This window comes from Psychromonas sp. CNPT3 (assembly GCF_000153405.2).
In the GTDB taxonomy this organism is placed as follows: Bacteria; Pseudomonadota; Gammaproteobacteria; order Enterobacterales; family Psychromonadaceae; genus Psychromonas.
This window is the reverse complement of the sequence record NC_020802.1, coordinates 2,253,102-2,278,150: the sequence shown is the minus strand read 5'-3', so window position 1 is coordinate 2,278,150 and position 25,049 is coordinate 2,253,102. Positions and strand designations below refer to the sequence as shown.

Genomic DNA, 25,049 nt, shown 5'->3' with positions numbered 1-25,049 from the left:
AGATGTTCACCCCTTTTCCTGATAATAATGCAGTCGTGCAATGCTCGCTCTGCCAGAGGGCATGTGACATTAACTTATCTGTCTTTTTGACCCGTATGATAAAACCTCGTTATAACATGTAATGTAGAATAATTAAGTTTCAAATTTAGCGCTAGAGTTCAAACTTAAACGGGTTTTCGAAAATCCATCATGATGAGAGGCATTACGCTTTTTTTGAAGAGTTAGCTTTCTTGTTCTTTTATTAATGTGTATGGAAAGGATAGCTACATAAAGAGAAAAGGGCGGTGATGTGTCTTTATTGGAAAAAGGAAACTCCAGCATTTAAAATGCAATGCTGGAACTCGTATTTACAAACCTAATTCATCGAGTAGATCTTGTTCAGTAGAATCCATTACTACTTCAGGTGTTGGCTCTGCATCTTTTTTATTGTTTTCTGCATCAATAATACTATCAGCATCAAACTTTTCACGTCGCTCAAAATTTGGCAACTTAATAAATTCGGTTTTATCCATGGCCATTTCAAGATAGAAAATATTATTTTTTTCTGTTGTAAAAGTCACTCTACGTGCTTGTGGTCTATCTAGATTAGTATCAATTGAGAGTTGAACTTGTTTGTTAATGGTGAGCATTTTTGGCTGGTTTTGGGTGATAGAGGTTTGCATCTCCTGAGCAATAACACTTGTGAAATAACCTATCATTTGGTTCATCAACTCACCCATCACATCACTGACTTCATCAGATGTGTGCGATTGAGCAAGCTCATTTTCTGGGATCCCCATATGTAGCATATAATTTTGATAGATCTCTAAAGCGGAGGCTGCGCTAAAGTTAAGGATCACTAAACCTGAAAACCCCCCATCAAAAAGAACGAAACAACCAATATCTGGTTTTAAACCCGTTTTATTGATTTTTTGAACCATTGAAGAATAGTGAATGGGATGGTTTGTGGCTTTGCCCAGAACTGATTTAACTGAATTACATAAAAGAAGTAACACATCATCAGTCGTTACCGTTTTTGTTTTTGCCATGGAGGCCCCTGTGTTAATAATAAATAAATCAATAGCATAATAATATTCTATTTATCTCATTATGCTATTGCTTGGGCATCTATTTTTCAAAAACCATACTTGATTAACATAATGCGTTATTTTTTATAAAACGAAGTGCGTATTTAGAGTAATTAAAATTCGCGATAAATCACTTTTTTAATTACTATTCAGTGACATGTCGAATAAATGTTAATAAGGTGTGTAAAATAAGAAACAGGATTTAAAAGGTTTCTTACAAATATAACAATGAAAAGGAAATAGCATGCTAGCCTATACAATGGTAGAAAAGTTAAATGAGCAGATAAATCTTGAATTTTATTCTTCGAATTTATATTTACAAATGAGCGCTTGGTGTGAAGATAAAGGATTCGATGGTGCAGCTATGATGCTGCGAGCGCATGCGGGTGAAGAGATGCAACATATGAATCGTTTGTTTACATATGTGAGTGAAACGGGTGCGTTGCCAATACTAGGCGCAATAGAGGCTCCACCACATGAATTCAATTCATTGAAAGAAATATTTGAAGCTACTTATGAACATGAGTGTCTGATCACGCGTCAAATCAATGCGTTAACACACGTTGCATTTTCAACGCAAGATTACTCAACGTTTAATTTCTTACAATGGTATGTTGCAGAGCAGCATGAAGAAGAAAAATTATTTAAAGGTATTCTAGATAAAATATCGTTAGTAGGAGAGGAAGGTAAAGCACTTTTCTGGATAGATAAAGATTTGGCTAAACTTGCAAAAACGGGAGCAACATCCGTGATGGATGGCGCATTATAAAGCAAATTAATGTGAATAATGAGAGCATGGTCAATTAAGCCATGCTTTTATCTATTCTCCCTCCTAAAACTAATGTTAATAGCTTGTAAATAGATGTCGACTTCTTTAGAATTCAGAAAATTTTTATTCACCTTTCAGCGTTTTTGTAAATATGTTTCTATTATTTTGATGTTGTAGGCTAACTTTAGTCATTTTTATGGAGATGGTAAAATGAGCAATCCGCCTGTTAATACTGGCCGTCGCAAATTTCTTACACTAACAACTGGGGTTGTTGGTGGTATAGGGGCCGCTGCGGTAGCGGTACCTTTTATAAAATCTTGGAGTCCGAGTGAAAAAGCTAAGGCTGCGGGCGCACCTGTTACTGTGGATATCAGTAAGATCCAACCCGGGCAACTGATCCGTGTAGAATGGCGTGGAAAACCAGTTTGGGTTGTATCTCGAACCCCTAAAATATTAGATGAGCTCGCGTCTCATGCTGATAGGCTTCGCGATCCCGACTCATTAGAAGCGCAGCAACCTGGCTATGCTCAAAATCCTCAACGATCATTAAAGCCAAAAATATTTGTGGCAGTGGGTATTTGTACGCATCTTGGTTGCTCACCGAGTTATTTACCGGATTCATTCTCAGAGCAAGTTGAAGGTGTGCAATCGGGTTTCTTTTGCCCTTGTCACGGCTCTAAATTTGATCTGGCGGGGCGTGTTTTTCAAAATGTACCCGCGCCTCTTAATTTAGTGATCCCTCCGCATTATTATATTAGTGATACACAAATATTAATCGGCCAAGATAAAGGAGATGCGTAATGCTTAAAAAGTTAGTGATCGAGGGTATCGACTGGATCGATGCTCGTATTCCAATGACCGAAACGTGGAATAAACATCTTGCGCAATATCCGACACCCGTTAACTTTAATTTCTGGTATATTTTTGGATCATTAGCCATGGTGGTGTTAGCCAATCAAATTCTCACCGGAATTTGGTTAACGATGCATTATAATCCATCGGCAGCCGGTGCTTTTGCTTCCATTGAATATATAATGCGTGATGTGCCATATGGTTGGTTACTCCGTTATATGCATTCTACGGGAGCATCAGCATTTTTTGTTATTATTTATTTACATATGTTCCGCGGTCTTATTTATGGATCATATCAAAAACCTCGCGAGCTAATTTGGATCTTCGGTATGTTGATCTTTTTAGTGTTAATGGCTGAGGCATTTATGGGCTATTTATTACCTTGGGGACAAATGTCTTTTTGGGGCGCTCAAGTTATTATCTCTTTATTCGGGGCTATTCCGATTATTGGCGATGATTTAACGCTTTGGATCCGTGGTGATTATGTCATATCAGGTGCCACGTTAAATCGATTTTTTGCCTTACACGTTATTGCATTACCTTTATCTTTAGTGGCTTTGGTTTTTTTACATATTGTTGCGTTGCATGAAGTTGGCTCGAACAATCCAGATGGTGTTGAGATAAAGCGTAAAAAAGGCTCTATTTCAGAAGAGGCTAAAGGCAAATTTACCTTCCATAAACACTACAGTGGCAAAAAAGATATCATGGATGCAATTCCCTTCCACCCCTATTTTACGGTCAAAGATATTATGGCCGTTTCGGGGTTCTTGGTGATATTTGCAGCGGTTATCTTTTTCATGCCAGAGGGTGGAGGCTATCTATTAGAAGCGCCAAACTTTGAGCCTGCGAATGGGCTGAAAACACCGAGTCATATTGCACCCGTTTGGTATTACACGCCTTATTATGCGATTTTACGGGCAATTCCCGATAAACTCATCGGTGTTGTCTTCTTTGGGGGCTCTATTGCTATTTTATTCTTATTACCTTGGCTTGATAGATGTTCGGTTAAATCTATCCGCTACCGTAGTTGGATACACAAAGCAAATATTACACAATTCATTATTTGTTTCATTGTGCTTGGTATATTGGGCGCGTCGGCTGCGACGCCGTTATTAACCTTGATTGCACAAATCGCATCGGTTGGTTATTTTGGATTTTTTATTGCGTTGTGGATTTACTCTAAAAATGAGAAAACGAAACCCTTACCTACGAGGTTGACACACTAATGAAAAAAATAATGATAGCCTTAGTGGCACTGTTACCATCTCTTGTGTTTGCAAGTGCAGGAGTACATCTTGATAAAGCAAATTATGATTTATCAGATAAATCTTCATTACAACGCGGTGCAAAGCTTTTTATGAATTATTGTTTTGCATGTCACTCTACGGGATACCAGCGTTATCAACGTGTCGCAAAAGATCTTGATATTCCTGATGCGTTAATGAAAAAGCATCTTATCTTTAACGGCAGTAAAATTGGCGAGTTAATGGTGAATAGTATGGATAAAGAAGAGGGGGCTAAATGGTTTGGTAATGCTCCCCCAGATTTGACATTAGAAGCGCGTTTACGTGGGCCTGATTGGATCTATACTTACTTACGTTCTTTTTATAAAGATGAAAGTCGTCCCTTTGGTGTTAATAATGTGATCTTCCCGGATGTCGGTATGCCGCACATTTTAGAATCATTGCAAGGCGTGCCAACGGCAACATTTGAAATGGTGACTAATGCTGATGGCATTGAGCATAAGACCGTGATCGCACTCGAAAGTGATGAACAAGGTGAGATGTCATCGGATGAGTATGACCAAGTGGTGTTAGATCTGGTAAACTATCTCGTTTATGCTGGTGAGCCAAATAAATTGGAGCGTCAAAACTTAGGAATATGGGTAGTCGCTTTTCTGCTTATCTTATTCTTTGTGAGTTATTTACTGAAAAAAGAATATTGGCGCGATATTCACTAAGCAATATTAATCTCAGTAACACATAAAAAAATACAAAGGTAATGTTAAGTAACATTACCTTTTTTAGAATGTTAATTATAATTATTAGGAATATCCATGACGGTAGCTGCAAATAAACGTTCTGTTATGACACTCTTTTCAGGTGTCTCAGATTTATATAGTCATCAAACTCGTATCGTTTTAGCTGAAAAAGGCGTTAACGTTGAAATTACCTTTACGGATGAAGATAACTGGCCAGAAGAGCTTATTGAACTAAACCCATACAATACAGTCCCGACATTAGTTGATCGTGATTTAGTCCTTTATGATTCTCGTATTATCATGGAATATTTAGATGAGCGTTTCCCTCATCCACCACTCATGCCTGTTTACCCGGTAGAGCGTGGTAAAAGCCGTTTAATGATGCAACGTGTAGAAAGAGATTGGTATCCTTTAGTGGCTATTATTATGGGCTCAGATGCAGCTGCTGCGACTGCCGCTCGTATTAAACTAGGTGATTCAATTTCATTGATCGCGCCTGTTTTTGATCATTTCGCCTACTTTATGTCAGAAGACTTCACTTTAATCGATTGTTATATGGCCCCTTTATTATGGCGTCTTCCTGAGCTTAAAATTGAGCTTAGTGGTGAGATCGCTGGACTTAAAAGTTATATGGTAAAAGTATTTGAGCGTGAGTCTTTTCAAGCATCTTTAACTGAAACGGAACGTGAAATTCGAGTCGGTCTATAATGGACGCCATGTTAATACAGAGACCTTATTTGTTGCGTGCCTTTTATAACTGGATCGTTGACAGTGAATGCACGCCACATATCATTGTAGATGCAACAAAAAAAGGGGTAGATGTACCAGAACAATTTATTGAAGATGGAAAAATCGTCCTCAATATCGCCCCAAGCTCTGTTGTACAATTTACAATGGATGATAATGCTATCGCCTTTAATGCTCGATTTTCTGGGCAAGCGATGCAAGTTTATGTCCCTGTATATGCGATTGTAGGTATTTATGCTAGAGAGAATGGTGCTGGAACTATGTTTCCGGATGAGCCGGCCTATGAAGCATTAGAAGCGTCTCCACCCGATATCGAGAAGAAAAAACCGAAATCAGGTGGGCCTAAGCTTACTATTGTAAAATAGCAAAGCGGATACTTATCAATAAAAAAACCGAGATTATTCTCGGTTTTTTTATGTCAAATTGTGTCAAAACAGCATATTGGCACCCGTTGTCACAAAAGGTGTTTATCTCGACATAATTAAGACAAAATTCCCTACTATAATGAAGGCCTACATTAATGAATGCAAGGGGCATTATATGCAAAAAATCCGATTAACATCATCTGTTCGTATACTGGCATTAGTTTTGGCATTAGGCGCAGCAACAACGGTCAGCGCAACAAGTTACAATAATGATAACCATAATCATCACGATAAGAATAATCATGGTGGAAAATGGACTTTGAATGCTTGCGATACTAATAAATCTGCAGGGCATCATGCTAAAAGAATGTTTTCGGGCTTAAATTTAAGTGCTACGCAACAACAAAAGATAAAGAGTATCTGGGAAAAGCGGCGCGTATCTCGTAAAAGTATGCGTAGCACACATTTTGATATGTTAAATAGTGCCACATTTGATGAAGCTAAAGTGCGTGCAATGCTTGAAAGTAAGCAACAGCAAAAAATAGAACGTAGAGTGAGTAATTTAAAAGCGCGTTATGATAGTTTTCAAGTGTTAACAGATGCGCAAAAAGCAGATTATAAAATGCATAGAAGTAATAGAAAAGGTTAGAAATAAGATGAAAAAGGGCGCCACGTTATAACGTGGCGTTTTTTATTGTGAAAAGTTATCTTTACAAAATTGTACGCGTTCATCGACGCTCATACTGACATTTTCACCTAAACTTTCAACCAACTTAAGGCGTGGTAATATACCTTGACCATTAGCGATTTGAATTGCCAAGCCAGGACGCGCATTGAGCTCTAACAACATAGGGCCTAAATAACGATCCAGTACCATATCTGTGCCTAAATAGCCCATGCCAGACATCTCATAGCAGCTAGAGGCAAGCCATATTAATCTATCCCATTTAGGGACTTGTAATAATGCCAACTCTTTGCCAGTATCCGGGTGATATTTGATAGGTTTATCAAACTGCACTGCATGTAAGGCCTTACCTGAACTAATATCGATACCCACACCCACCGCGCCTTGGTGTAAGTTGGCTTTACCATCAGAAACTGCTGTCGAAAGGCGCATCATAGCCATCACTGGGAAGCCTTTAAACACGATAACACGCACATCAGGTACACCTTCAAAGCTAAAACCATCAAAGGCATCATCAAATTGGATCAAGGCTTCTACAACGGCGACATCGGCACTGCCACCTAAGCTAAATAAACCCGCTAAAATATTGCTGACATGACGTTGCACTTCTGGCAACGAGACTTCACTGCCGTTAGGTCGATAGTAGCGTCCATTCTTTACTTTAGTAATAACTAAAATGCCTTTACCGCCACTGCCTTTAGCTGGCTTGATAACAAAGCCACTACACTCTTTAATGTATTGTTCAACACCCGCCACTTCAGCTTGTATCGCTATCACGCCCAATAAAGCAGGCGTAGTTACATTGGCCTCGCGGGCAATGATTTTAGTTTTTAGTTTGTTATCAACTAAAGGGTAGAGTTTACGTGGATTATAACGACCAATGTAAGCACTGTTACGTTGGTTCATCCCCATAATACCTTTTTTTCTTAATTTAAACGGGCTACTAAAAAACATGTTTTATTCCTGATCCGCTAACGGTTTAAAACGGCGTAATTCAAGTAAACGATAACCGGTGTAACTGCCTAACAAGAGAACAAAGCTCATCACCACAAATTGTAAACCAATAAAGTTAAACATTAAATGGCGCGTAATATCGTTACTCATTGCAAAATAAGCAAAGACAGCAACCAATAAGCTCCCTCCGCCTTGTAAGAACACCTCTTTAGCACCTTCTTCTTCCCATAAAACAGACATACGTTCAATGGTCCACGATAAAATAATCATCGGGAAGAAAGTAATTTTTAAGCCTTCTGTTAAGCCTAATTTATAAGACAAAACGCCAAACATTGCGATCAATAATATGACCATAATGATCACCGTGGATATTCGCGACACCAGGAGTAAATTGAGCTGTGAAAGGTAAGAGCGAATGAAGAGACCGATAGCAACCAGTAAAATAAATCCGACTAAACCGGTGATCAAACTGGTTTGAATAAATGCCATCGCAATCAAAACGGGCATAAAAGTACCCGAGGTTTTCAGGCCGATTAAAACGCGCATTAATACCACAATAAGCACACCAAGAGGGATCATTAAGATACCTTTAAACAAGGCTTGATCTTCAACGGGTAAACTATGTATTGAAAAGTTGAATAGATGCGCATTTTCTGTTTTTTGTATAATAGCAGCTAATGCAGGTTGTTCTTGTTTTATCATCGAGAAGCTCACGTTTGAGCGTTCCCCCCCACTGAGTTCAAGTAAAGCGACTCCACTTTGATCCCATAATAAAAGGTCATCTCGGATAACACTTTCTGTGGTATACGCATCAAAAAGTTGAGAACTAATAACGCCCTCTTTTTCAGAGAAAACTTCAACTAAGGGTTGTAAATGTTGACGTCGGCGTCCATCTTCTAAATGTAACGCGCCAATAAATTTAGTGGATATGTTGGCATGATTGAGCAGAGCAATAAGCAGTTTGGTTTTATTACTGTTACTAGTGAGCAATAAACTGACGTTTTGACTGGGCGCTTCAGCATTAAGTTTTTTTAATATTTCACGGGTGAGGCTAAAGGCATCTGCGCTGGTTTTTAAGGCTTCTTTGATGAGCGCTTTACCTGCAGTGAGCTCTGCCGAGTTATTGTATTGAATGTCGACAATTGGAGGCATTTGAGAAATAGGCGCTTTTTGATACTTATCATCGACCATTAGCTGAATGTTATAGTACAGCGTTTGTTTTCCTTGGGCTTCGCGAATAGTCCATTGTACTTGTTTGGTTTTTTTATCATTGTTATCAATGTAAGATAAACCATAACCTGGCGAGGCTGCATTTTGACTGATCTGAATGTAGCCTGCTTGTGCTTGTGGTGTGGTTAATGATGCGGTGATAGGGCGATCCAGCGCATTAAAATTGATTTTCGCATCAATATTCCAAATGGTGCGTGTCGCGCCGGGAAGCCAAGGGATATCAAAGCTAATATGGCGCTGTATGGTTTGGAATGAGCCTAATAAAAAAAGCCCTGCAACTAACGAAAAAAATACAAATCTAGCCTTCATTATTAACCCTTACTTTTTTGCTCTGTTTTGATACACTTTTTGGTATTTTATATTTATCTTGAATATAAGTTGCGCCAACATCAACTAAGGCCACATCTTGTAAAAAGCTACGTCCAATTAATACTGGATATTGCATATGCTGGCGATCGGTTAATGTAAATTCTGTTTTATTTACAATATCACCCATCCGCACATGTAGTTGTACAACAGGGCGATTGGTATTGCCTTTTGAGCTGTTATTAGATTGTATGATAGAGACCATGCGAATAACGGGCGTTTCTAAAGTTTGTTTGCACTCATCATTTTCATCAATTAAATTAAAACGTACCCAGCGCTTACCGTCACGTTCAAATATTTCGATATCTTGTGCACTGATAGATGATGTCGTCGCGCCGGTATCAATACGCGCACGATAGTTTTCCTTTATTTGGGAGACGTAGACCCATTCATTTTGGCCAAGAATCGTTTTATCTGCCACGCGTTTTGTTTTTTTAGATTTAAAATTTGTTTTGACTGATCGTTTTGTTTTTTTAATTAAGTCATTAAGTTCAACTGTTTTACTTTGGCTTTCTTGTAACGTTTTTTGACTTTCTTTTAAGCTGTTTTGTAATTTCTCAGTCTCTTTTTGGGCCACTATTAGATCGTTTTTTAGACTTTTTATTTGTCTTAGCTCATCATCATTATTTAGAGTAATACATCCACTGAGTAGGGAAATGCTAAGGATGCTAAAGAGAGTAATTTTGTTGAGCTTCATGCAGGTACCTTTATTTAGACGTAATAAAAAATAATCTTGGAGATGTTAGCAGTTTCTTTGTTTAATAGCAGAATAAATTGACTTATTTTAATAAATATACTGTGTTTTATATGTATATTTTTCATTCTGTTGATGCTGATTAAAAGAGCAGTGCTTATTATCATCATTCATTACCATTAAGGGATTAAATAGATGTTGATTTTATGTTATTGATTTTTGTTTTTCGTTGATATATCACGCCTAAGAGTAGTAATACGATAATACAATATAGGTTGATAAATAAAGATCCAAAGTATTGATAAGGCGTACTACCGAGTGCAGGGTAAATTTTCATACGTAACGCACCGGCCTGATTGGCTGTTAATCTGCCTTTTTCTTGTCCCAAACTATCATAAATGGCTGTGATACCGGTATTGGTACTGCGCAGTAAGGGGCGTGCAAATTCAATAGCGCGCATGCGTGCTATTTGTAAATGCTGTGCAGGTCCAATAGACAGGCCAAACCACGCATCATTACTTAGGGTGAGGATAACGCCCGTCTCAGGACTGATGTTTTGGCGCAATAATTCTGCAAAGGTGATTTCATAACAAAGTGCACTTGCTAAATTTACCTGTGCATAGCGTAAGTTTTTTTGTACGGCCTTGCCGGGCGAAAAACTCGACATCGGCAAATTAAAGTAGGGCGCAAGAGGACGTAGCCATTTTTCAAAAGGCACAAATTCACCAATGGGCAGTAGATGGTGTTTTTGGTAGCGAGCTGTGCTGTTTTTCGAATAAGGCATATCGCTTTGCTGTTTTCCTAAGCTGATAATACTATTAAAGTATTGTTTATCAACTTGGTCGTATTCTATTATCCCGGTGAATAACGTTTTGTTCTTTTCTTGAAAGTCAGCGGATATGGATTGTAAAGCAGGTTGTATATCTAGCTCTAAGGCCGCTATCGCAGATTCTGGCCAAATGATTAATTCTTTTTTTATATCAACGCTTTGGCTTAATTTTAAATATTTAAACAAAGAGGGGTATAAGTTTCCGGCTTCCCATTTTTTATGTTGGTCAATATTGCCTTGTATTAAAGCGATGTTAATGGGATCTTGAAGTTGTGTGTAACGCACTGATTTTAAAAGCGCCCCTGTTGATAAAAGTACAATGATCAGAGTTAAAGCGCTTTTATTATATTGGTTTTGTAAAATCAGTGTTAATGCACCACAAAGTAATAAAATGGCGAGAGTGACACCTTGCACTCCGAGTACGGGCGCAAAGCCTATCAAAGGCGTATCAATATGGCTGTAACCTAGATATGCCCATGGGAAACCGGTTAAGAACCAACCACGAAAGGCGTCCATTAACAGCCAAAAAACAGGCAACACAAGCAAGTAGCGTACTATTTTTGATACAAAATTTAAACGCATACTCAGCCATAAGGCAAAGCTTGGGAAAAGGGCTAAATAAGCACAAAATAATGCGATCAACGCCATATTAACCAGGGTAGGCATGCCTCCAAACTGATCCATACTGACGAAAATCCAATGTACGGTTGCAAGAAACATTGAAAAATTAAAGATAAAACACATTAAGAAAAGTTTGTTTGTACTTTTTTTAATTTCATCTAATAAGAAAAAGAAACCAATAAACGAAGGGTATATAAGCCAGGGTAGTGAAAAAGGTGCAAAGGCAAAGACTTGTAATGCACCTAAAAAGAGGGCAATAAAAAATTGCCCTCGCAGTGTTTGTGTTAATGCCCTGAAGCATTTAACACCTTTATATTTCAATGTTTTTTAACTCTTTTGGAATATGCACTTGCAGTTGTATTAAGCGTCGGTTATCGGCATTGATCACTTTATATTTATAGCCATCAATATTAATATATTCGCCTCTACTTGGCAGGTGACCTAATTGATGGATCAATAATCCCGCAATGGTATCTTGCTCTTCAATGTTATAAGTTGTACCGAAATAATCATTAAAGTCATCAATCGTCGTTAATGCATTAACCGCATAAGTACGTTTTCCAATTTTACGGATCTCTGCGACTTCTTCATCGTCATATTCATCTTCGATTTCACCGACAATCACTTCTAAAATATCTTCAATGGTAACGAGTCCTGATACACCACCGTATTCATCTACGACAATTGCCATATGGTAACGTTGACAACGAAATTCTTTAAGTAAGGTATCTAGGCGCTTACTTTCAGGGACAACGACGGCTTCTCGTAAGATATCTCCGATTTTAAATTTGCTAGCTTGACTGCGAAAACCGAATTTTATCAGATCTTTGGCAAGTAATAAGCCGACAACATGATCTTTATCTTCTGTTATCACCGGAAAACGTGAATGTGCGGAGTCGATAATGATAGGTAAAAATTCATTAACTTTTTGGTGTAAGCTTAAAGTGATCATTTGTGAGCGCGGGATCATTATATCGCGCACTCGTAAATTAGAAACATCAAGTACACCTTTGATCATCTCTTTGGTTTTTTGATCGATAACATGGCGCAGTTTAGCGTCATTTATCAATGTTAATAATTCACTTTTATTCTTTGGCTCTGTTTGAAAAAGGTGGCCAATTTTATCGAGCAAACTAGATCGTGCCTGCTCGCGGGTTGAATGTTCGTCTGACATTGCGTTTATTTACTCTGTTTCATTATAAGGAGGAGGAAAACCTAACGTTACCAATATTTTTGTTTCTAAACTTTCCATCTCGAGGGCTTGTTGTTCAATAATATGATCAAAGCCCAACAAGTGTAGGCTACCATGGATCAGCATATGTGCCCAATGCGCATTTAAGTCTTTATTCTGTTCAAGTGCTTCTTGCTCTACAATTTGTTTGCAGATAACAAGATCACCCAAAAGAGGTAATTGAATACCCATCGGTGCTTGAAATGGAAATGATAGCACATTTGTGGGCTTATCTTTATGTCGATATTGGCCATTGAGTTGCTGGCTTTCAACGCTGTCGACGATACGCACTGTTAATTCTGCTTCTTCACGCGTGATGGATGAGCCTTTGATAATAGCTTCTTTTATCCACGTTTCAATAAGCGCAAGTGAAGGCAGGGCTTTTTCATCCATTGTTGCGATTTGTAAATCAATATACAGTTGCATTAGGTTTTTCCATGCTCTGTTTTACGCTCATAAGCTTCATAAGCTTTAACGATCCTAGCGACGACAGGGTGGCGAACAACATCATCGGCATCAAAGAAGTTAAAGCTTATCTCATCAACTTCATTTAATACTTCAATGGCATGACGTAATCCAGATTTTTGATGGCGAGGTAAATCAATTTGAGTAATGTCACCGGTGATCACCGCCGAAGAATTAAAGCCAATACGGGTTAAAAACATTTTCATTTGTTCAACTGTCGTATTTTGACTTTCATCAAGAATAATAAAAGCATCATTTAAAGTGCGTCCGCGCATATAAGCCAGTGGTGCAATTTCAATGATTTTCTTTTCAATGAGTTTTTCTACCTTTTCAAAGCCGAGCATTTCAAATAAAGCATCGTACAATGGGCGCAGGTAAGGGTCGACTTTTTGTGACAGGTCGCCGGGTAAAAAACCCAGCTTTTCACCCGCCTCTACCGCGGGGCGAGTGAGTAAAATACGGCGCACTTCTTGGCGCTCTAATGCTTCAACCGCGCATGCGACAGCCAGATATGTTTTACCTGTACCAGCAGGGCCAATACCAAAGCTAATATCATTATTAAGAATATTACTGATATATTTACTTTGGTTTTCACCGCGAGGTTTTATAATACCGCGCTTGGTTTTAATGCTAAGCGTTTGCGTACCAATTTTAGCTTTAGATTGCTGCACTTCTAATAATCGATGCTCATTTAACAGCGCTTGCAATGCAATATGCACATCTGCATCGGTAAGATCTGCTGTTTTACCTTTAATCGTTTGCGTCTCAATATACAATTCTTGTATAAGATCTCGGCAAGCTTGTGCGTAACGGTGCTCACCAATAATTTTAAAGTGGGAGTCTTTATAACTAATTTCCAGTCCTAAACGACGCGCAATATGCTTAATATTATCATCAAAAGTGCCACATAAAATCGCTAAACGATCATTGTCTTGTGGCGTTAAATCAAGATGTACTGTCGTCAATTGATTGGTCAAAGTATTATTACCTTTTATTCAGGATTGTAGGTATTTACACCTAAATTTTCTGCTTGTTTATTGACAATGTCAATGGGACGAATAGATAAACGTAAATTCATTTCACTTTCATTACGAATAAATTTCCCGCGAATAGAGTTACTATGAACTTCTGTTATCTCTACATCGACAAAGCTACCGATAGAGCGATGATCACCTTCAAAGTTTACAATGCGGTTATTTTCAGTTCGGCCACATAATTCCATGATGTTTTTACGTGATGGCCCTTCAACTAAAATGCGTTGTACACTGCCGACCATACGCCGTGCAATTTGCAGTGCTTGTTGGGTAATGGCATGTTGTAAGCGTGCTAAGCGCTCTTTTTTAACTTGTAATGAAACGTCATCGGGCATGTCGGCAGCTGGCGTACCTGGGCGCTGGCTATAAATGAAACTGTAGCTGATATCAAAGCCTATTTCTTCGATAAGATCCATTGTTTGTTGGAAATCCTCATCTGTTTCATTTGGGAAGCCGACAATAAAGTCGGAGCTTAATGTCAGGTTTGGTCGTACCAGTTTAAGTGCTACAATTTTTTCTTTATATTGAGCTGCTGTATGACCTCGTTTCATCGCACTCAGAATTCTGTCTGATCCCGCTTGTACGGGAAGGTGTAAGAAATCAACAAGCTCAGGGGTGTCGCGATACACATCAATGATTTCATCATCAAAATCGATAGGGTTACTGGTGGTGTAACGCAATCTATCAATACCATCGATAGAGGCAACATTACGCAGTAATTCAGCAAAGCTACACGTTTTTCCATCAAACGTGGCACCAATGTATGAGTTTACGTTTTGGCCGAGTAAATTAATTTCTCGAACACCTTGCTCTGCAAGTTGCGCGACTTCTAAAAGAATGTCATCGACGGGGCGGCTGACTTCTTCGCCACGTGTGTAAGGCACAATACAAAAAGTACAATATTTAGAACAACCTTCCATAATAGTAACAAAGGCAGTCGCGCCATCAGCACGGGCATCAGGAAGACAGTCAAATTTCTCAATTTCAGGGAAACTAACATCGATAACTGCGTGATTATTGTCTTTTACGTCTTGGATCATTTTAGGTAAACGATGCAATGTTTGTGGTCCAAATACAATATCAACATAAGGCGCACGGCGGCGGATTGCTTTACCTTCTTGTGAGGCAACACACCCACCAACACCAATGATCAAACCCGGTTTTTTATCTTTTAATTTTTTCCAGCGCCCTAATTGATGAAATACTTTTTCTTGGGCTTTTTCTCGGATAGAGCAAGTGTTCAATAAAATAACGTCCGCATCTTCGGCATTATCAACGCTAATATAGCCATTGCTGGAATTTAGTAGATCTGCCATTTTTGATGAATCGTATTCATTCATCTGACAACCCCAAGTTTTGACGTGTAATTTTAAACTCATAATTTACTTGCTCTATTGTAGTACTATAAAAGAGGTGACATTTTACGCATATCACCGTGGACTTCAAGATACTTCCCTTTTATTGCGCATAATAAGGAAGTTCAATCTGTATTTAAAATTGTAAAATTGTAAGTTGTTGCTAAGAAATAAGACTTTTTAAAGGATCTGTCATGAAAAAAAGAGAAATTATTATTGTGGGTGGCGGTATGGTCGGTGCATTAAGCGCCCTATTATTGGCACAACAAGGCATGATCATCCATCTTATTGAAAAAAACACAGTACCGACTTGTCAACTTGATGACGAATTTGATTTACGCGTTTCAGCTTTTAGTGCGCAAAGTAAATGCCTTTTACAAAAAGCCGGTATTTGGGATAACTTACCCAAAGCGCGTTTATGTGCTTATCATGGATTACAAACGTGGGAGAAAGGCAGTGCTAAGTTAACCTTTGATAGTCAGGACTTAAATTTAGATTGTTTAGGCGTCATGGCTGAAAATCAGTTGATTCAGTCTGCGTTATGGCGCGCGTTAGAAAAGTTACCCAACGTGCATTTTTATCTGCAACAGCAGGTTATAAACATCAATAATAATGCCAGTAGCGTCTGTGTCAGCTTAGACAGCGGTATTAATATTAGCGCCTCTTTACTTATTGCCGCCGACGGGGCAAATTCAAGCATTCGTCAAAAATTAAATATTCCTATTACAGCATGGGATTATCGTCAGAAATGCTTACTAATTAGTATCAAAACAGATAAAGCGCAGCAAGGGGTAACCTGGCAAGAGTTTAGAGAAACAGGGCCTTGTGCTTTTTTACCGTTAGCGGGACCGCAGGCAAGTCTCGTTTGGTACCATAGTCCTGAAAAAATAAATCAATTAATGACGCTATCAAATCCACAACTAAAACAGGCGATTTTAGATGAATTCCCCACATTAAACTTTGATTTTGAAGTGCAAAATAAAGGGGCCTTTAAACTCACGCGTCGTCACGCAAAAAATTATTACCGTGATAGCGCGGTGTTAGTCGGGGATGCCGCGCACAGTATTAATCCACTGGCAGGACAAGGTGTTAATTTAGGGTTTAAAGATGTGCAGTGTTTAGTTGATTTATTATTAGCGCCACACGAGGGCGCGTTATCTGAATTATTAAAGCGTTATGAGCAAGAGCGTAAAACGCAAAATTTATTAATGCAAACGGCGATGGATGTGTTTTATAAAGGCAGTAAAAGCCAATTAGCGCCGATACGCGCTTTGCGTAAGAGTATCTTTTTTATCGCGCAGCGCAGTGGCTCGTTAAAAAATAAAGTCATGCAATACGCGATGGGCTTGTAAGCGCAAGCAAAGTTCACACTACTTTTTGTATGTTTTCATTGATTAGCTCGCGAACCCATTGATGGCCAGGCTCATCCGTATTACGTTGATGCCAAAGTAATACATACGCAAGCTCCGGGAATTCAACGGGTAAAGGTAATTGCTCTAATGCATAGATCCGTTGAGCAAGTGGCGCAAAAATAAGCGGTAAGGTAAGTATTAAATCACTGTGTGCACAGATACTGGCCGCACTATAAAAATCGGGCAGGGTGATATTTATTTTTCGGTGTTCATTTGAGGCTGCTAAATGATAATCAAGCGCCCACCAATCCTTGCCTTCACAGCGCACTTGTACATGTGTCATTTTTAAATATTGTTCTTTATTCCAGTCATTATTGTTGAGGACAGGATGATTTTTACGGACAAGACAAATTTGTTTTGTCGTAAAAAGGGTTTCAAAGACAATCCCATCCGGTAGATTATTTAATCGAAAATCCGAATCAGGATGAAGATCTCGCGCGCTGAGTCCAAAGTCTATTTTGCCTTGTTGTATAGCGCGCATGGAATTTTCATTCCAGCTATAAATATCGAGTTTTATCTTGGGCGCTTTTTCTAATAACGGACTAATATAAGCGGGTAGAAGCGTTTCATAGGCGCTTTCTAAGAGAGCGAAAGAGAACTTGCGCTGGCTTTCCTGGGGGGTAAATTTAGGGGGCAAGGTTAATTGATATAAGTTTTGCAGCAGTAAGGGTAATTGCTTTTGTAATTGCAATGCATGCGCGGTGGGTTTTAAACCATGCGCACTCCGAAAGAAAAGAGGATCCCCTAATGTTTGGCGCAATCGATTCAGGTTTTTACTTAACGCTGATTGCGATAAATGCAGGCGATTAGCTGCCCGAGTGACGCTACATTCTTCTAAGAGAATTTGCAGTGTCACTAAAAGATTAAGATCTATTTTGGCCATTTTATCAATGCGCATGATATTCCTCGTGGGAATGTTTGGGTGTAGTTATTGTCATTATCAATCATAATATTCTCAGTGTACACTCTCGCACGATGCTCTTCTCTCTTTAAGGAAATTTATGACCCGTAATATTCTTCCCATTTTAATGGTGATGGTGCTATTAAGCCCGTTAGCTATTGATATTTTTCTTCCCTCATTACCTGTTATTGCAAACGAATTTAATGTGTCAGCGAGCGCGGTGCAATCGACATTGACGTTATATCTTTTTGCTATGGGACTCGGTCAAATCTTAATAGGGCCTTTAGCGGATAAATATGGGCGTCGTCCGATAGCGATTATTGGTATTTGTCTTTATTTCTTTAGTAGTTTATTTGCAGCCATTGCGCCTGAATTTCATTATTTACAGCTTGCTCGAATATTACAAGGGGTGGCTGCTTGTGCGACGTCTATTGTGGTGTTTAGTGCGGTGAGAGATACTTTTAATAGCCAACAATGTGCGCGTTATTATAGTTACTTAAATGGCGTCATTTGTGTTGTCCCTGCACTCGCTCCTACCTTAGGTGGCGTGTTAGCGTTACAGTATGGTTGGCGTTCAACCTTTTTGTTTATGGCGTTGTTTTCTATTATTGTTCTTATTTATGTGTGTTATAAATTACCGGAAACAAGACCTAAAAACACAAAAAACATCGGATCTTTATACCACTGGGAGCGTTTTACACCAATTTTAAAAAATAAGCATTTTATGTTTTATGCCCTGACTTGTATGGTCGGCATGATGTCCATCCTCACCTATGTTTCTTATGCACCGAGTTGGCTGATTTCACATTTAGGTTTATCTGAATTAACCTTTAGTGCTCTGTTTGGCTTAAATGCCTTTGTTAATATCGTGGCTGCTTTTTTTGCACCTCTTGTTATTAAACGATTTTTAAATCGGCCAACGGTTATTATCGCGTTATGTTTCTTTTTAAGCTCCGCCTTATTACAAATACTGTTACAACAATATTGGCCGAGTACAGGATTAGTGGCCGCGTTTATCTTTATGTTGCCTATGATGCTTTTGTGTATTGGTTTCGCATTGCTGCTTGGGCCTGCAACAACGATGGCACTCAGTGAATTTGGCGAACGAGCGGGCACGGCAACGGCTATGCTTGGCTGTATACAAATGAGTGGGGCTGCTTTATTTTCAGCGTTAATACAACAGACCAATTTAACGGCGCCTTATGCGGTTGCTTTTTTGATGGGCGGTTTAACTTTGATTTTATTAGTTATTCTACTGTCACCTCGGTGGGCACATATTCATCAACCACAATGTAATTAAGCGTTATGTATGCGATATCGATGCGACTTTAAATAGGGTTGCTTTTACTATCCTCTATGAGGAGCGTATGAGAAGTATAGGTAAGTAACATAAATATCAGCACGACACGTTATGCGAGTAAAGTGTCGCGCTGATAAATTTATTTGTATTATAAGTTTTTTATTTTTTCTTCTATTTCGTTAATCTTCGCATTAAAAACCGTTTCTAAATGTTTAATATCTTCTAATAATTCAGATTTGATATCAGTTTTAGTTTTAACCTGCAGCGTTAATGTATCTAGCTCTTCAATAATATTTCGCAAACTCGCATTGATTTCTGAAATATTTTCAAATGAATTGGGCTGCGTATCTGAGTTAATTTTTTTATTTTGACGAGGGAACTTAAATTTTACACTTCGAGAAAAAATCTGATGAGATCCGCGCTCTTTTTTGAAGTATATCTTTAAAATATCGTAGACACCTTCATGGCGTAGACTATAGCGTTTAATTTCATGTGTATTAGTAATACTGATAGTGGCTAAATGTGGGAACATATAAAGTCCTTATATTTGCTAATAATGATTTATTGAACGTACTGCAAGTATATTTTAAATGATTTCTGTTAAATAATGCATATTTATTTTTGTGTTAACGGGAAAAATAATATGACACTTTTTTGTAAAATAAAAGTGTTTTTTTTTAAAAGTTAAACTCTGTTTAAAGTAAAATAAATACATTTAACTTATTGTGATCGCATTGGACGACAAGCATCGGCGTTGCATTGATAATCTATTCAAGGTAGATTAGATGCTTTAATTATTTATAAGTATAAAAAATTAAAACATCAAAACACCCGATCCGCCTGTTTTTAAGGAGGAAGTTTTTAAATTTTAAAGGAAGAAATAATGTTGATCGATTTTGCAGCGTCACCGCTGTCGATTTTGCCTGCCCTTGTAGCACTAGGCTTGGCAATTATTACGCGCCGAGTTTTAATTTCATTGGGTGTTGGTATTGTATTAGGCGCTTTACTCTTAGCTGATTTTTCACTGCTCAACGCAGGAACGTATGTTTTTAATATTACTAAAAATGTGGTCATTGAAGATGGTGGCATTAACACTTGGAATATGAGCATCGTTGCATTTCTAGTGCTCCTGGGGATGATGACGGCTTTATTGACGCTTTCGGGTGGAACCCGTGCCTTTGCAAATTGGGCCCTTGAACATATTAAAGATAAACGTGGCGCGGCTTTATTAGCCGCTTTTTTAGGCGTGTTTATTTTTATTGATGATTATTTTAATAGTCTTGCCGTTGGCTCTGTCGCACGTCCCGTGACAGATCGTTTCAATGTTTCACGCGCTAAACTGGCTTATATTTTAGATTCAACCGCAGCGCCTATGTGTATCTTGATGCCTTTATCGAGTTGGGGTGCGTACATTATGACGATCATTGCGGGTATCTTATTAAATCATGGTATTACTGAGTATTCTGCATTAGGCGCTTATGTTTTACTGATCCCAATGAATTTTTATGCCATCTTTACATTACTCATGGTTTTTGCGGTGATTTACTTCAAACTTGATATTGGTTTGATGAAAAAACACGAAGACATGGCGGAAATGCAAAAAGATGATTGTAAGGATGCAACAGCCACTAATCTTATCGATGAGTATGGCATTGCAGAAAGTGACCACGGAAAAGTATCCGATCTTATCTATCCTATTGTTACGCTTATTTTTGCCACTATTTTCTTTATGCTATATACCGGTGGGCAAGCGCTTACTGAAAGTCAAAAACCTTTTTCTTTATTAGGTGCTTTTGAAAACACCGATGTGGGTGCATCACTTGTTTACGGTAGTTTGGTCGGGTTATTACTTGCATTGACGACTGTTTTCAAACAAAAATTACCTCTTAAAGAAATTGCTAACGCACTTTTGATCGGCGCAAAATCAATGTTTGGCGCTATCATTATCCTTTTCTTCGCTTGGGCTATTGGCTCAGTTATTGGCGATATGAAAACAGGGGCTTACTTATCAAGTTTGATCCAAGGTAATATTTCTATTCATTGGTTACCTGTTATTCTTTTCATCTTATCGGGACTTATGGCCTTTTCTACGGGTACGTCATGGGGAACGTTCGGTATTATGTTACCGATTGCAGGTGATATGGCAGGGGCGACTGATGTTGCCTTTATGCTACCGATGTTAAGCGCCGTGCTTGCTGGCTCTGTTTTCGGTGATCATTGTTCACCGATATCGGATACGACTATCCTGTCATCTACCGGAGCGCGTTGTAAGCATATTGATCACGTATCAACGCAATTGCCTTATGCACTTTCGGTTGCTGTTATTGCGGCAATAGGGTTTATTACCATTGGCTTTAGTAATTCTGTATTGCTGGCATTAGCGGTATCTTCCGTTGCGTTTGTATTGGTTATTGGCGCGATGAAAGCAATTTCTACTCGCTAAAAACCGTTTTCATTACTATAAAAAACCAGCCTCGTTGCTGGTTTTTTTATGTGAGTTACTTTTTAAAATGCTGAAATATTAACGCAGAAGCTTTTGACTGCGCGGTTAATATGACATTTTATCTTTTGAATTCAGGTTTACTTTAGATCTAATGTCATATTGTGAGCATGCAAGGAGGCTTTATGCTTAAAGTAAAAATGAAAGACAAAGATTGATGATAGCAATTTCATTTTTGGCGTAGATCACGTAAACTGTGCGCCTGTTTTTTACCCTATTTTATCAGGTGCATTATGATCCGTTTAAACCAAGTTAAATTACCGCTCGACCATAGCGAAGATGCGCTACAAAACTATGTGCTCGACAAACTTGCCCTCAAGAGTGCACAAATAGTAGATATTCATATTTTTAAACGCGGTTATGATGCGCGTAAACGTAACTTGATCACCTTGATATATACGCTTGATATTACTTTAAAAGAGGTTGATGAAGCGTCAATACTCGCGCGTTTTGTTAAAGATCCTAATGTACGAGAATCACCGGATACAAATTATCAGTATGTGGCCAGTGCACCAGATGATTTAGTTGAACGTCCTATTGTTATTGGTATGGGGCCTTGTGGGCTTTTCAGCGCTTTAATTTTAGCGCAAATGGGTTTTAAACCTATCTTGTTAGAGCGTGGGAAATCGGTGCACGAACGTGCGAAAGATACTTTTCGATTTTGGCGTACCGGTAAGCTTAATACTGAGTCTAATGTACAGTTTGGAGAAGGTGGGGCGGGAACGTTTTCAGATGGTAAGTTATATAGCCAAGTAAAAGATCCGGGTTTTTTAGGCTTGAAAGTAAAGCAAGAATTTGTGGCAGCTGGTGCCCCTAAAGAGATCCTTTATTTAAGTAAACCGCATATTGGTACTTATAAATTAGTGACCATGGTTGAAAAAATGCGCCGTCAGATCATTGAATTAGGTGGTGAGATCCGTTTTGAAACGCGTGTTGAAGAGCTTAAAATTGAGTCACAACAAATCACCGGTGTTATTTTAAATGGCGGTGAAGAAATAGCATCGAAGCATGTCGTGCTTGCCATTGGCCATAGCGCGCGTGATACCGTGCAGATGTTACATGATAAAGGCGTGCATCTAGAGGCGCAATCATTCTCCATTGGTTTCCGTATTGAGCATAAACAAGAGATGATTGATGAATGCCGATTTGGCATTAATGCTGGGCATCCGACGTTAGGTGCCGCCGACTACAAACTGGTACATCACTGTAAAAGTGGACGTTCAGTCTATAGTTTTTGTATGTGCCCTGGTGGTATTGTTGTGGCGGCAACATCAGAAGAGCATGCAGTGGTTACTAACGGTATGAGTCAGTATTCGCGCAGTGAGCGTAATGCGAATAGTGCGATAGTCGTGGGAATAGATCCGAGTGATTTTAATAACGACCCTTTGCAAGGTATTGCATTGCAACGCCAGTTAGAGCGCAATGCTTATGTCATGGGGGGCAGTAATTATGATGCGCCAGCACAAATGGTGGGTGATTTTTTAAATGCAGGCAAAGGCCTGCCTTTTGAAAGTATCGTTCCGTCTTATAAACCCAATGTAAAAATGACAGATTTAAGTACGGCATTACCTGATTATGCCATTGATGCTATTCGTGAAGCGCTACCTGCCTTTGCGAAAAAAATCCGTGGTTTTGATAACAAAGATGCCATGCTGACGGGTGTTGAAACACGCACTTCATCACCGGTGCAAATTAAGCGTGGCAAAGACTTCCAAAGTATAAATACCAAAGGTTTATACCCTGGTGGTGAAGGTGCGGGTTATGCGGGTGGGATATTGTCTGCGGGTATCGACGGCATAAAAATAGCGCAAGCTGTTGCACTTGATATGCTAGAAAATAAATAACTCAGATTCAAATAATAAGCGCTGTTTTATGATGCATCCTTAATAGAGGATGCAATAAGTTCAATATCATCGACTGTTTTTTAGATAGATAGGAAACTCGGACAGAAAGTTGAGATGGAAAACACTGAGTAAATAAAACGAAAAGAGACTGACTTTTAGCGTGCTATAAAGTCAGTCTCTTTTTTTATTGTTAAGGTTATTGTTTTTATCTTATGGGAAGTAAATAAGCTTAACTAAAAATAAGATGGCAAGGAACCAAACACTGCTACTGAGCTCTTTGTATCGGCCACTAAAGATTTTAATCGCAGCGTAAGAGATAAAGCCAAGCGCAATACCATTGGCAATAGAATAAGTCAGAGGCATCATAATGGTCACAACGACAACGGGTGCAGCTTCGGTAATATCATCCCAGTTGATATCTTTTAAGCTACCTATCATCAATACGGCAACATATAAGAGTGCGCCTGCCGTTGCATAGCTTGGGATCATACCTGCTAAGGGTGCAAAGAACAGCGAACATAAAAACAACACACCAACTACGACGGCGGTTAATCCGGTGCGTCCACCTTCCGCAACACCTGCCACACTTTCAATGTAACTTGTCGTTGTAGATGTGCCTAACATCGCGCCTGCAATAGAGGCGCCACTGTCGGCTAATAATGCTCTGTTTAAACGCGGTAGATTACCATTTTCATCAAGTAAATTGGCTCTGCTTGCGACGGCAAGTAGGGTGCCTGATGTATCAAAAAGATCCACAAATAAGAAAGCAAAAATAATACTGATCATGCCAACATTAAATGCACCTGCAATATCCATTTGCATAAAGGTGGGCATAATACTCGGTGGCATCGAAACGATACCTGCATATTCTACGTCGCCGATAATAAAACCAATAAAAGTGACCACGAGGATAGCTATCATGACGCCACCTTTTACTCTAAAATGTGCCAATGCGATGATCAAGAAAAAGCTTAATGAAGCAAGGGCTGCTGGTAATGCAGTCATGTCACCGAGGGTGACTAATGTCGCTGAATTACTAATAACAATACCCGAGTTTTCAAGGGCAATTAAGGCTAAGAATAAACCGATACCCGCAGCGATGCCGTGGCGCATTGGCATAGGAATAGAGTTGATTATCCATTCTCGAATTTTAAATAAACTTAAGGTTGTAAAGCACACACCCGATAGGAAAACAGCGCCAAGTGACACTTGCCAGCTGTAACCCATATCCAGAACTACAACATAAGTGAAAAACGCACTGAGTCCCATTCCTGGTGCGAGTGCGACGGGGTAATTTGCATAAAATCCCATAATAAAACAGCCAATGGCAGCTGCCAAACACGTTGCTACAAATACGGCGCCAGGATCCATGCCGGTCGGTGATAACATCGCGGGATTGACGAATATAATATAAGCCATGGTCAAAAAAGTGGTGGCGCCGGCAATCAATTCGGTTTTAATAGTGGTTTTATGTTCGTTTAATTTAAATATTTTTTCGAGCATCATAGTTCCAGTAAGTATTAATACCAAAGGAACTAAAAAGGTTACCCGTCTTGCTTGTTGAAATTATCGCTACCAGCGTTGTGAGTTTTGAAGTGAGAACAACTATCTCCTACAACTCACGCCTTGCTAGTGTTAATTTTTCCTGCGCAATACATGAAAACTTAATTAATTCCTTTGGTATAACGTGAATGTGAATGGATTTCGTGCGAATTATAAGGAGATATAATAAATGAGTCCACTATTTATCTGTCTTTTTTTTAGATAAATTACCCCCCTGTTTAAAATGTACAAGCTAGTTATAGCACCTTGTTTAATAAGGTTTAATGTATTTTAAGGTTGGGGTG

At 38.9% G+C, this 25,049-nt stretch carries 23 protein-coding genes; 11 read left to right on the top strand and 12 right to left on the bottom strand.

Annotation, left to right across the window (positions count from 1 at the left end):
- Positions 1–347: 347 nt before the first annotated feature.
- Positions 348–1,028, bottom strand: a complete 681-nt coding sequence (locus PCNPT3_RS10040; RefSeq protein ID WP_015465758.1) for a DUF3334 family protein — start codon at positions 1,026–1,028, stop codon at positions 348–350.
- A gap of 283 nt (positions 1,029–1,311) precedes the next feature.
- Here PCNPT3_RS10040 and ftnA point away from each other — a divergent pair, with 283 nt between their 5' ends.
- The 7 genes from ftnA to PCNPT3_RS10005 all read left to right on the top strand — a co-directional run bounded on the left by ftnA (position 1,312) and on the right by PCNPT3_RS10005 (position 6,430).
- Positions 1,312–1,836 (top strand): non-heme ferritin, encoded by a 525-nt coding sequence (gene ftnA / locus PCNPT3_RS10035; protein WP_015465757.1) that lies wholly within the window; start codon positions 1,312–1,314, stop codon positions 1,834–1,836.
- Positions 1,837–2,046: 210 nt separating this feature from the next.
- Positions 2,047–2,637 (top strand): ubiquinol-cytochrome c reductase iron-sulfur subunit, encoded by a 591-nt coding sequence (gene petA, locus PCNPT3_RS10030; protein ID WP_015465756.1) that lies wholly within the window; start codon positions 2,047–2,049, stop codon positions 2,635–2,637.
- Positions 2,637–3,914 (top strand): cytochrome b, encoded by a 1,278-nt coding sequence (locus tag PCNPT3_RS10025; protein ID WP_015465755.1) that lies wholly within the window; start codon positions 2,637–2,639, stop codon positions 3,912–3,914. The genes petA and PCNPT3_RS10025 overlap by 1 nt, the downstream gene beginning before the upstream one ends.
- Positions 3,914–4,648 carry a cytochrome c1 gene (locus PCNPT3_RS10020; RefSeq protein WP_015465754.1) on the top strand — a complete coding sequence of 245 codons (735 nt, stop codon included), beginning with the start codon at positions 3,914–3,916 and terminating at the stop codon, positions 4,646–4,648. The genes PCNPT3_RS10025 and PCNPT3_RS10020 overlap by 1 nt, the downstream gene beginning before the upstream one ends.
- A gap of 96 nt (positions 4,649–4,744) precedes the next feature.
- Entirely contained in the window at positions 4,745–5,377 is a 633-nt protein-coding gene (gene sspA / locus PCNPT3_RS10015; protein WP_015465753.1) for a stringent starvation protein SspA, read from the top strand.
- An 8-nt stretch (positions 5,378–5,385) separates the two neighbouring features.
- Entirely contained in the window at positions 5,386–5,781 is a 396-nt protein-coding gene (locus PCNPT3_RS10010) for a ClpXP protease specificity-enhancing factor (RefSeq protein ID WP_198006663.1), read from the top strand.
- A 175-nt stretch (positions 5,782–5,956) separates the two neighbouring features.
- On the top strand, positions 5,957–6,430 hold the full coding sequence (locus PCNPT3_RS10005; RefSeq protein WP_015465751.1) for a Spy/CpxP family protein refolding chaperone: 474 nt from the start codon (positions 5,957–5,959) through the stop codon (positions 6,428–6,430).
- Positions 6,431–6,472: 42 nt separating this feature from the next.
- Here the strand turns inward: PCNPT3_RS10005 and PCNPT3_RS10000 are convergent, their stop codons facing one another.
- The 8 genes from PCNPT3_RS10000 to miaB form a co-directional block, all read right to left on the bottom strand.
- A complete protein-coding gene (locus PCNPT3_RS10000) occupies positions 6,473–7,420 on the bottom strand; it encodes an alpha-L-glutamate ligase-like protein (protein WP_015465750.1) in 948 nt (315 codons plus the stop codon).
- A 3-nt stretch (positions 7,421–7,423) separates the two neighbouring features.
- Positions 7,424–8,959 carry an inactive transglutaminase family protein gene (locus PCNPT3_RS09995; RefSeq protein WP_015465749.1) on the bottom strand — a complete coding sequence of 512 codons (1,536 nt, stop codon included), beginning with the start codon at positions 8,957–8,959 and terminating at the stop codon, positions 7,424–7,426.
- Complete coding sequence (locus tag PCNPT3_RS09990) at positions 8,949–9,713, bottom strand: ATP-dependent zinc protease family protein (protein ID WP_015465748.1); 765 nt, start codon at positions 9,711–9,713, stop codon at positions 8,949–8,951. Before PCNPT3_RS09990 ends, PCNPT3_RS09995 begins: the two co-directional genes overlap by 11 nt.
- A gap of 184 nt (positions 9,714–9,897) precedes the next feature.
- Positions 9,898–11,481 carry an apolipoprotein N-acyltransferase gene (gene lnt, locus PCNPT3_RS09985; RefSeq protein WP_015465747.1) on the bottom strand — a complete coding sequence of 528 codons (1,584 nt, stop codon included), beginning with the start codon at positions 11,479–11,481 and terminating at the stop codon, positions 9,898–9,900.
- Entirely contained in the window at positions 11,471–12,334 is an 864-nt protein-coding gene (gene corC, locus PCNPT3_RS09980) for a CNNM family magnesium/cobalt transport protein CorC (RefSeq protein WP_015465746.1), read from the bottom strand. The genes lnt and corC overlap by 11 nt, the downstream gene beginning before the upstream one ends.
- Before the next feature lie 9 nt (positions 12,335–12,343).
- On the bottom strand, positions 12,344–12,817 hold the full coding sequence (gene ybeY / locus PCNPT3_RS09975) for an rRNA maturation RNase YbeY (protein WP_015465745.1): 474 nt from the start codon (positions 12,815–12,817) through the stop codon (positions 12,344–12,346).
- Positions 12,817–13,833 carry a PhoH family protein gene (locus PCNPT3_RS09970; protein WP_015465744.1) on the bottom strand — a complete coding sequence of 339 codons (1,017 nt, stop codon included), beginning with the start codon at positions 13,831–13,833 and terminating at the stop codon, positions 12,817–12,819. The genes ybeY and PCNPT3_RS09970 overlap by 1 nt, the downstream gene beginning before the upstream one ends.
- Positions 13,834–13,847: 14 nt before the next feature.
- Entirely contained in the window at positions 13,848–15,269 is a 1,422-nt protein-coding gene (gene miaB / locus PCNPT3_RS09965; RefSeq protein WP_015465743.1) for a tRNA (N6-isopentenyl adenosine(37)-C2)-methylthiotransferase MiaB, read from the bottom strand.
- Between the two features lie 170 nt (positions 15,270–15,439).
- On the opposite strand from miaB, the gene PCNPT3_RS09960 reads away from it, so the two are divergent.
- Entirely contained in the window at positions 15,440–16,597 is a 1,158-nt protein-coding gene (locus PCNPT3_RS09960; RefSeq protein ID WP_015465742.1) for an FAD-dependent monooxygenase, read from the top strand.
- Positions 16,598–16,610: 13 nt separating this feature from the next.
- On the opposite strand, the gene PCNPT3_RS09955 is transcribed toward PCNPT3_RS09960, so the two are convergent.
- Positions 16,611–17,555 carry a LysR family transcriptional regulator gene (locus PCNPT3_RS09955; RefSeq protein WP_015465741.1) on the bottom strand — a complete coding sequence of 315 codons (945 nt, stop codon included), beginning with the start codon at positions 17,553–17,555 and terminating at the stop codon, positions 16,611–16,613.
- A gap of 103 nt (positions 17,556–17,658) precedes the next feature.
- On the opposite strand from PCNPT3_RS09955, the gene PCNPT3_RS09950 reads away from it, so the two are divergent.
- A complete protein-coding gene (locus PCNPT3_RS09950; RefSeq protein WP_015465740.1) occupies positions 17,659–18,858 on the top strand; it encodes a multidrug effflux MFS transporter in 1,200 nt (399 codons plus the stop codon).
- A gap of 148 nt (positions 18,859–19,006) precedes the next feature.
- Here the strand turns inward: PCNPT3_RS09950 and PCNPT3_RS09945 are convergent, their stop codons facing one another.
- A complete protein-coding gene (locus tag PCNPT3_RS09945) occupies positions 19,007–19,390 on the bottom strand; it encodes a DUF3461 family protein (RefSeq protein WP_015465739.1) in 384 nt (127 codons plus the stop codon).
- Between the two features lie 351 nt (positions 19,391–19,741).
- Here PCNPT3_RS09945 and PCNPT3_RS09940 point away from each other — a divergent pair, with 351 nt between their 5' ends.
- Both PCNPT3_RS09940 and PCNPT3_RS09935 read left to right on the top strand, forming a co-directional pair.
- A complete protein-coding gene (locus PCNPT3_RS09940) occupies positions 19,742–21,301 on the top strand; it encodes a Na+/H+ antiporter NhaC family protein (protein WP_015465738.1) in 1,560 nt (519 codons plus the stop codon).
- A 290-nt stretch (positions 21,302–21,591) separates the two neighbouring features.
- Positions 21,592–23,202, top strand: coding sequence for an NAD(P)/FAD-dependent oxidoreductase (locus PCNPT3_RS09935; protein ID WP_015465737.1), 1,611 nt, complete (start codon positions 21,592–21,594; stop codon positions 23,200–23,202).
- A 210-nt stretch (positions 23,203–23,412) separates the two neighbouring features.
- Here PCNPT3_RS09935 and PCNPT3_RS09930 read toward each other — a convergent pair whose 3' ends face one another.
- Positions 23,413–24,705 carry an NCS2 family permease gene (locus tag PCNPT3_RS09930; protein WP_015465736.1) on the bottom strand — a complete coding sequence of 431 codons (1,293 nt, stop codon included), beginning with the start codon at positions 24,703–24,705 and terminating at the stop codon, positions 23,413–23,415.
- Positions 24,706–25,049 lie beyond the last annotated feature (344 nt).